The 7,442-nt window shown below is 38.8% G+C and carries 9 protein-coding genes; all 9 read right to left on the bottom strand.

Features of this window, described 5'->3' with window-relative positions:
• Positions 1-145 precede the first annotated feature (145 nt).
• A complete protein-coding gene (locus BCY91_RS05700; RefSeq protein WP_113264898.1) occupies positions 146-952 on the bottom strand; it encodes a PRTRC system ThiF family protein in 807 nt (268 codons plus the stop codon).
• Complete coding sequence (locus tag BCY91_RS05695) at positions 952-1,671, bottom strand: PRTRC system protein B (protein WP_120181048.1); 720 nt, start codon at positions 1,669-1,671, stop codon at positions 952-954. The genes BCY91_RS05700 and BCY91_RS05695 overlap by 1 nt, the downstream gene beginning before the upstream one ends.
• Entirely contained in the window at positions 1,668-1,901 is a 234-nt protein-coding gene (locus BCY91_RS17850; protein ID WP_245989011.1) for a hypothetical protein, read from the bottom strand. Before BCY91_RS17850 ends, BCY91_RS05695 begins: the two co-directional genes overlap by 4 nt.
• A 5-nt stretch (positions 1,902-1,906) precedes the next feature.
• Positions 1,907-2,830: a hypothetical protein gene (locus tag BCY91_RS05690; protein WP_245989010.1), complete on the bottom strand. Its 924-nt coding sequence runs from the start codon at positions 2,828-2,830 to the stop codon at positions 1,907-1,909.
• A gap of 17 nt (positions 2,831-2,847) precedes the next feature.
• Positions 2,848-3,066 (bottom strand): PRTRC system protein C, encoded by a 219-nt coding sequence (locus tag BCY91_RS05685; RefSeq protein ID WP_037438461.1) that lies wholly within the window; start codon positions 3,064-3,066, stop codon positions 2,848-2,850.
• Between the two features lie 27 nt (positions 3,067-3,093).
• Positions 3,094-3,693, bottom strand: coding sequence for a PRTRC system protein E (locus BCY91_RS05680; RefSeq protein WP_078704255.1), 600 nt, complete (start codon positions 3,691-3,693; stop codon positions 3,094-3,096).
• 52 nt (positions 3,694-3,745) lie between these two features.
• Entirely contained in the window at positions 3,746-4,819 is a 1,074-nt protein-coding gene (locus BCY91_RS05675) for a DUF932 domain-containing protein (protein ID WP_113264894.1), read from the bottom strand.
• Positions 4,820-4,863: 44 nt separating this feature from the next.
• Positions 4,864-5,241, bottom strand: a complete 378-nt coding sequence (locus BCY91_RS05670) for a single-stranded DNA-binding protein (protein WP_113264893.1) — start codon at positions 5,239-5,241, stop codon at positions 4,864-4,866.
• A gap of 665 nt (positions 5,242-5,906) precedes the next feature.
• Positions 5,907-7,172, bottom strand: coding sequence for a site-specific integrase (locus BCY91_RS05665; RefSeq protein WP_078704261.1), 1,266 nt, complete (start codon positions 7,170-7,172; stop codon positions 5,907-5,909).
• Between the last annotated feature and the right edge of the window lie 270 nt (positions 7,173-7,442).

Below are 7,442 nucleotides of genomic sequence, written 5' to 3'. Positions count from 1 at the left end.
AAACTCGCAACCTGTTTGGTAAAATGTAAGGAAAGGGAATTGTGTAGTGGTGCATTTTGACAAGGGGGTTGCACCTATTCTAAATGCAAAAATGCGTTTCCGACCAAAGTGAGGAATTGCATTTTTGCCCGCCCGATTTTTCGGGTCAGGCGACTTTTATCGGGTGGGTACGGAAATCTTTCAGATTATGAAAAAATCCCTTGTATTCGGTCATTCCTCTGCGGAATAAGTTCCACAATAAGGAACAACCCATTTGTGTCAATGAGGAATTGATAAACAAGTCCTGGTATTCCAATGCTTCGGCAAGGGAGCAACTTGGCGTGTTGTCTTCTTGTTCGGATTGCTTCAGCAATTCGCCAAATTCATCGGTAACAAATGGCAGGCTTGCCACCGTTTGGTATTTCTCGGAATTGGGTTGCTTTATCTCTCCGATAGTAGATAGTAGCACTTGTCCTGTATGCTGGCTGTTGCCAAAGTCTAACCAATATTTCGGCTCATCTTGATAGTGTCTGCGGTAACTTAGTTCTTTCAGAATTTCAGCAACGCCAAACCTCGCCTGTACATTATCCACACAAGTAATGGTAATGATTGCCCTTGCTTTTTCGGGCATTCTCCCAAACTTGTCCTTTTCAAATTTTATCGTTTCGGCTTTCCAATTTGTACCCGCCCAACGGTTGCAACGATTGATCAAGGCAACGGATTTGTATAATCCTGTTTCACTTTCTGCAAAACGCTGTCTGCCTAAATTAGCACTCGTGATAACATCATCATCCCAAAGGCGGACTTGCAACCCTGCGTGTCCTAATGCTATCAAACTTTCGTTTATTTCCATTAAAGCGGTCAATACTTTTGAGCCTGTGCCACCTGCTCCGATAAGGTTTACCGAAATCGGGTTTGTCGGATTGAGCAGATAATTGTCCGTAAAATGGATTGCTGTTTTTGCTGTATTCATCACAATAGATTTTTAAGGGTTTTGTTATTCTTTTTTAATACTTCTTTAGGAAAGGGTTTGTCTGTGTTGATAAGGTCTTTCCAAAGGTTTACAATGTTTTTTTTCGTCAAGTTTTCGCATAATGAATGGCTGAAATAGGAATTGAAAAAATAATGTTCCCAAGCCTGTATAAATTCCTCAACCGAAGCCGAATTTTTAATGTCAATACTAACAGTACCCATACATACGTTGCCTTTTTCGTAGATATTGAAAAATGGGACGTAATGCAATGGCGTTTTCTCGGTAGGTCTTCTGTCGCTTGCCAAAGCAAATACCGTAAGACTGCTTTTGCTCGCTAACCAAAGCATTGGCGGTACTTGTGCCTTTCCGTTGGGTATGCCCAAACTATCCACAAAATATATCTGCCTTTGCTGTGTTTTGGTGTACCATAGCACCGTACCTTTTTCGCTCGGATTAATATGCAGAATGTTGGTAGGCAAAATTCCCTTTGGCTTTAAAAAGGCTGTGTTTTTTTCTTCATCCGTCTGTAAAGCCTTTGCCAAAATGTTAGCTTCTTTTACTGTCAGTGGGTGGGCATTTATAGGCGTTCCATTGCTATCCATATCAAAATGCTCCACGTACATATCGGTATCTGTTCCTTTGGCTTCGTAGAAAACCAAAGCAGATTTTGGGTGGTACAATGTTCCGAAATGGTCTGTTATATCTGTTGTTGTGTTCATTTTTCTATCGTTTTGTATTCGTATAATAATCCACTCAAATCATTTAATAAATCAAACAAACGGTTCTCAAAATCGAGGTTGGCTGTTGGTATTTCGCTTCCGTCAAATTGCTTGGAAATAGTTGGCTCTTCCATTGCTCCGTACTCGTTAAATTCATTGTTGATTGTATCTGAAAGGCTTTCGTATAACCAGCCTTTAGTATCTGCAATAAATGAAATGTACTTTTCCATTCCGATTATTTCATTCTCGTCATTATCATAAGGTCTTTTTCGGGCAATGTTGCGTTTCTGAAAATATTTTCGCTTGGATATTCAGTATAAAGGGCAAACGCATTGCGAGCAATTTTCCAACATTCGCTATCGAACGTATCAACACTTTTAAATCGGTTCAAACGCTTTTCAAATACCTTTAGATTGATGAGGTTGAATAACTTCTGTTCCACCTTATCGCCAATGTATTCGGCATTTCTCAACTCACGTTTGTTGGTTTCGGTTTCTGCCGTTTCCTCGTCCTGTTCAACCCAATCGTTCATCATTTCGTAAAGCCAATACAAATAACTTTCTTCTTGTCTGTAATAGGGAATTTGGGCAATGTGGTACAGATAACTGCATACTGATAGTAAAAGCTGTGCGGTCTTTTTACGCTTCTGGTCTTTGAGTATTTGAAAGAGTGGCACAACTGGAATGTAATACAAGGTTGTACCTGTGTTGTACCGTTCCTCACTTGTAAAGTAGGTTTTCTTGCTATCCTGTATCAATTTAAAACCTTCCCAATTGATATTGGTACGTTTTACTTTGGTTTCCATATCCCACATAGACAATACTATATTGTATGGAAACTCAAAATCTTGGGTCTGCATTGGCTCAATGCTGTGATGCTCGGCAAGTTTGGAAAGGGACTTGTGAAAATCCCTCTCCGTTTTCTGACAAGCCTGTACGGATTTTGCTGTTTTCAGTTTTGGCAGAAACGTACACTTTAAAATACCATTGGTAGCATTGCTATCGGTACGGACTTCTGCTTGTCTTTCTGCACTTGGTTTGCATCCTTTGGTCTTTGCATCCAATTGGCAAACTCGCCCAACTGTCGGTGCAATTGCCGTTGTCGTTTCTGTTCGGGTATGCTGATAGTTCCCGATATGATGTTGCGTTGCATAATTCATCGTTTTAAAATTTTGGTTTAACCTTTCGTACCCATTACGCTCTCAAATTTGTACTCGACTGCATCATCTTTTATTTGTGGTGCTGATACTTTTGCGGTTGTCAAAATCGGGTACATATTGGCGTAAAAATTCATTACGGCTTCCACGCTCCAACGTGGTTCGGGGTCGGTCAGTCTGATGTCCTGTCCTTTATCTTTGAGTATGAAAACTCGCTCTAATTGCGTTGCTAATAACATAACTTTCTGATTTTGGGGTTAACACTTTTATTCTTCTTCGTCCGCTTCATCAATAGGATAATCGGCAGTAACTGCTTCCTCTGGCGATTCATGTGGTGCTTCTTCCATTGTTCCGAAAAGGCTCGGTGTGGCAAACTTGTCGGATAATGATGTTTTGCGTTTGCGTATCTCGTCCGCTTTTTCGGGAAACTCCGTTATATCGGGTACTTTCATCCACGCTTCACGGAACTTACCCTCTTTCTCCAACTCGTCAGCCTTTACTATAGCATCTTTAAATTTCTTGTCTTTGGCTTCTTTTTCCTTTTTCTCCTTTTCGGCTTTTTCTTTCTCGATTGCCGATTGTTTTTTAACTTCTTCCAATTGCTTTAAGAATTTTTCCATATCCACCATTAAGCCTGATATTTTTTGTATAGGTTTGGTAATCTGTTCAAAAAATCCCTCGTCAAACTCTTGGGGCGTGGCGTTAAATGTCAATGGGGGAATACCGTTTTTGGCACTATCTCCGCATTGTTCGTTGTTAAGCAATACTGTTACGATTAGGTTGCTTTCTATTCCTTTTGAAATGTTCAGTTGTAATACTCCTGTAAAGTCCAACTGCTGTATCTGGTTGAAAAAATTTGTATTCATTGTTATGAAATTTTGTAGGCTACCACCGATTAAGGCGGTAGCCTGTTGTTATTTAATTAAGGTTTAGGATTTCTGCACCATCTAAAGCAAAACCATTACACAAGTCAAATGCTTTCTGTGATTTGAGTTGAGCAGTACCACCCAATACAATGCTTTGTAATTTGGCTTCGTCATTCTTGTAATTTCTCACGTTCTGATAGTAGCCTGTAACAGCGTTATACGCTCCGAACAAAGTGCCTTTTGTTGTGTCCATTTGCTGTGTATCGCTTATCATTGCGTATGCAAATGCGTCCTCAACGGTATTTTTGAACACGGTGGAAATTTCATCCATAGCACCCTTTTTTAGCAAATCAAAGGTTTCCTTATTCGGGCAAAGTGCCAATTGGATTAGCTTTTTAACCTCTTGGTCTGTTACCTTCACTTTTGCCCACTCATTGAAAATTCCCTCTAATTGGTTGCTCAATGTGTTGGCAAGTCCCATAATCTTGTGGGCATTTTCTATACGTTGTTTTGCTCCCGAAGTATGTTTGATACGAACCACATTGGTCATACTGCGTAACGAAGCGTTTAAGGTGTTTTGGCAAACTATACGGATAGGAGTAAATGCGGCTGTGATACTTCCGCTACCATCGTGCGAAGTGGTTAGGAAGATGTACTTTTCCGTAACATCATCGCCATTACCGACACGGATGTAGTCAGGCAATTTGGCTGTGATGAAAATACGTTCTCCGTTTCCTAATGCTCCTGCGGTTTCATAGAGAATACCCTCGCCACCACCTACAATTGCATCAAAGAAATTAAAGGCTTCACGATTTTGTACTATGTGGTAATCCTTTCCGACTACTCCCAATACTGCATTGTTATCGGTGCGTATGTTAGCAAAATAGTTAGGTACTTCCAATTCACTACTGCCTATCTCAATACCGTTAGCCGTTTCGATAATGCCCGAACCTTTTGTAAATAGTGGGGATTTTACGACTTCGTAATCTAACCCTGCGTGCTTGATAGCTTCTTCGCTTGTCGGGTACTGTTCTACGATTTGCCCCAAACCGTGCCACGCTTTTTGCTGAACGCTAAAAAATGAATAACGTCCTGTTCTCTCGTTGAAATTGATATTATGTGCCATAATGCTTAAAATTTTGATGTTAAAAAATGATTGAATACTCGTTGTTAAAATGGTAGGTCGTCTTCTGTCTTATTATTGTTTGTGCCTGTGGTGGCTTGTACCGTTTCCGTTTTTTTGCCACCGCCGTGCAGTTTGATTTGTGAGGTATGGAAATTCAGTCCTGCTCTTGGCTCTCCGTCATTGCCTGTCCACGCTCTTGTACTTACTCTTCCCGATAGTTCTACCAAAGTGCCTTTTGTAAGTAGCTTGGCTACATTTGGGGTTATCCAATAGGAGCAATCAAAATAGGTTGTTTGCTCTACACGCTCACCTTGTTTGTTACGGTAGCTGTCGTTGGTCGCTACTGAAAAATTTACTACTTGTTTGTCCTGTGACGTTGTGCGTACTTCCGCATCTCTTGTCAGTCTTCCTGTAATGTTCATGATTTCTACTTTTTTGCGTTATTAATTTTGTTCTGATTTTTCCCTTGATTTATTCGGCAATGAGAGGAGGTGCTGAAGTTTCGTTTCACTCTTTTGCCATTTCCAATGCTGTATTTTTTCATTTCTGACATTTTTTTTATTCGTCTAAAGAGCCGGAGTATGCTTTGTTTCGTTTCACGAGCATAAAAAGGTTAGTGTTTAGCAGGAACAAGGTTTTGTCAAAAAAATACGACCCGAATGGGTGGAGATTTTTTTTGCAAACCAGGAAGGCACGACCTTGTTTCTGCGTTAAGAACACGGAAATACCTTTGCTCTTGAAATGGAACAAAAAAGCATATCGGTTCTTGAATAAAAAATCATGTGGAAGCACTTGAAAAAGGCATTGAGGAAATGGCCTTATGATTACAAAACCTGCAATTACATTTAGCAGAATTTATTTTAGTATCTCAAAGTATTGTGGCTTTGGAGGCCACGTAAACGGTACTGAAAATATTTGTTGAGGGATAAGATTGGATAGTTTTTCAGTATGGTTTATTAAGTCATCCTGCCAAAGCTCTTTTATTGCATGGGATGGGTGCTGGAGGAATAAATGTGCTTTTGAGGATTAAGTATGGGCATAAAAAAAGCAGGACATAATCCTGCTTCGCTCTGTGTGTATATAAATTCTAAATGATAACCTCTTTCTCCATTTCAGAAAATGCGGCTTCCATTCCTGCAAATTTATGCGATACCAAATCCATATCCTTGCTAATTTTCTGACTGGTAATCTTGGCATAGATTTGAGTGGTAGAAATGTTTTTATGTCCCATCATTTTGCTAAGGCTTTCAAGGGGTACACCCTCTGTTAAAAACATTGTTCCAAATGTGTGCCTTGCGGTGTGAAAGGTTACTTTTTGTTCTGTAACAATCTCTAATTCTTGAACAAGTTTGTCTATATGGCTATTACAAATTTTATTAGTTGGAACAGGAAAAATAAAATCATTTCGGGTAGTACCTTTATATTTTTCAATAATACGTTTGGGTATTTCCATAAGCCTAACATTAGAGGCAACATCAGATTTTTGTCTTCGGCTTATAATCCAATCGTGACCATCAAAAAAGGATTGTATGTTAGTACTTTTAAGTTGTTTAATATCTATATAAGATAGTCCTGTAAAACAGCTGAATACAAAAAGATCCTTTACAATTTCATAATTTTGTTTTGAAGGATTGTGTAATAACAGGGACTCAACGTTTTCCTTGAGTAAATAGCTACGGTCATTTTCCTTCATCGCTATTTCATAATCTTCAAAAGGATTTTTCCTGATAAGACCGTTTTTGACAGCTATTTCCGCAACACGATAGAGTGGCATAGTATATACCCAAACAGTATTGTGTGTGCACTTTTTGTCTATTCTAAGGAAGAAATCAAACTCTCTGATAAAATCACACGTCAATTCCCTGAACGCCATGTCATCACGATGATACCTGCTTTTGATAAATTCAGTAACGTGGTTATAGACAATTTTGTATTTGTAGTAGGTACTTTCGGAGCGTTCTCCTTGTACTACCATTTTCCCAAAATCGTCATTGTTCTTCTTAAAGACTTTCAGCAAGGAATCTTCCATAATACCAACACCGAGAAATGCAAGTTTCAGCTTTTGTGCCGTTACAAAACCCTCGTGTTTCAGCATATCTTCATAAAGGGTATCAATACGTGCCCGTATATTATCCAATTTTTGGTTAATACCTAGTGCTTTTGCACTCTTGCCTTCAACTCTTCCATACTTTAAATCCCAATTATTTGGGTTGATTTCTAACTTTGTTCCTAAAGTCTTAGGTGTTCCATCAATAGTAATACGTGCCATAATCGGGGCATTACCGTTCTTTTTCGGCTCGTTCTTTTTCAGGTAGAAAAGTAATTTGAACGTAGATTTTTTTGTCTGCTCCATAACTCAAATGTTTAATGTTTAAAATTAAATTGTATTGAGTTACAAGGGAATATGAAAAATAGGGCAAAACACTGAAATATAATCTGTTACACCTTTAATTACCTTTGCTAATCGGTAACGAATTAGTAACCTATCTTTGTATTTTTAAGACCAAAACCTATCAGACACCGAGTTCCAAACTAAGACTACTGTTTTATAAAGCATTGTATATAAACGGTTTTAACCGTTTTGCTTATTTTTGCTTTCTACTAATCTTTTTTAAATAAAAAA

The sequence above is a fragment of the Pelobium manganitolerans genome (genome assembly GCF_003609575.1).
Classification (GTDB): domain Bacteria; phylum Bacteroidota; class Bacteroidia; order Sphingobacteriales; family Sphingobacteriaceae; genus Pseudopedobacter; species Pseudopedobacter manganitolerans.
The sequence above is the reverse complement of the archived record's forward strand: the minus strand, read 5'-3'. Positions and strand labels throughout refer to the sequence as shown.

Excerpts from the sequence above, each read along its gene's own strand:
- BCY91_RS05690 (WP_245989010.1), bottom strand. The coding sequence starts at position 2,830 with ATGAATTATGCAACGCAACATCATATCGGGAACTATCAGCATACCCGA.
- BCY91_RS05695 (WP_120181048.1), bottom strand. The coding sequence starts at position 1,671 with ATGAACACAACAACAGATATAACAGACCATTTCGGAACATTGTACCAC.
- BCY91_RS17850 (WP_245989011.1), bottom strand. The coding sequence starts at position 1,901 with ATGGAAAAGTACATTTCATTTATTGCAGATACTAAAGGCTGGTTATAC.
- BCY91_RS05685 (WP_037438461.1), bottom strand. The coding sequence starts at position 3,066 with ATGTTATTAGCAACGCAATTAGAGCGAGTTTTCATACTCAAAGATAAA.
- BCY91_RS05700 (WP_113264898.1), bottom strand. The coding sequence starts at position 952 with ATGAATACAGCAAAAACAGCAATCCATTTTACGGACAATTATCTGCTC.
- BCY91_RS05680 (WP_078704255.1), bottom strand. The coding sequence starts at position 3,693 with ATGAATACAAATTTTTTCAACCAGATACAGCAGTTGGACTTTACAGGA.
- BCY91_RS05670 (WP_113264893.1), bottom strand. The coding sequence starts at position 5,241 with ATGAACATTACAGGAAGACTGACAAGAGATGCGGAAGTACGCACAACG.
- BCY91_RS05675 (WP_113264894.1), bottom strand. The coding sequence starts at position 4,819 with ATGGCACATAATATCAATTTCAACGAGAGAACAGGACGTTATTCATTT.
- BCY91_RS05665 (WP_078704261.1), bottom strand. The coding sequence starts at position 7,172 with ATGGAGCAGACAAAAAAATCTACGTTCAAATTACTTTTCTACCTGAAA.